A 284-nucleotide genomic window follows, 5' to 3' on the forward strand; every position below is an offset into this window, starting at 1 on the left:
TCCCATACAGCATCATCCAGAACCGCAGGGCCTTTGACGGAATGCTCGAATTGGCCCCGATCTGATTGCCCGGATGCTGGCGGTAGAGCAGCCTCGGTGTCGGGTCCAAGATCACGATGCCGCCTGCGCCGGAAATTTGCTGATAAAGCCACCAGTCGTGAACAGCCGGGCAGGGGCCGCCGAGGGCGAGGGCCGTCTGGACCAGTTTCAGGGCGGCACGGTTCATCACCATGGTGTTGCCGCCGGCATAATTCTGCACCAGCGCATGGGAAAAATCCCAAGGC

Annotated in this window: 1 pseudogene; it reads right to left on the minus strand. The window is 61.3% G+C overall.

Features of this window, described 5'->3' with window-relative positions:
• Window positions 1–284 (minus strand): annotated as a pseudogene (locus tag R0K30_RS21640) (hypothetical protein); the annotation flags it as partial.

The sequence above is a fragment of the Bacillus sp. SIMBA_154 genome, from assembly GCF_046536015.1.
Taxonomy (GTDB): domain Bacteria; phylum Bacillota; class Bacilli; order Bacillales; family Bacillaceae; genus Bacillus; species Bacillus pumilus_P.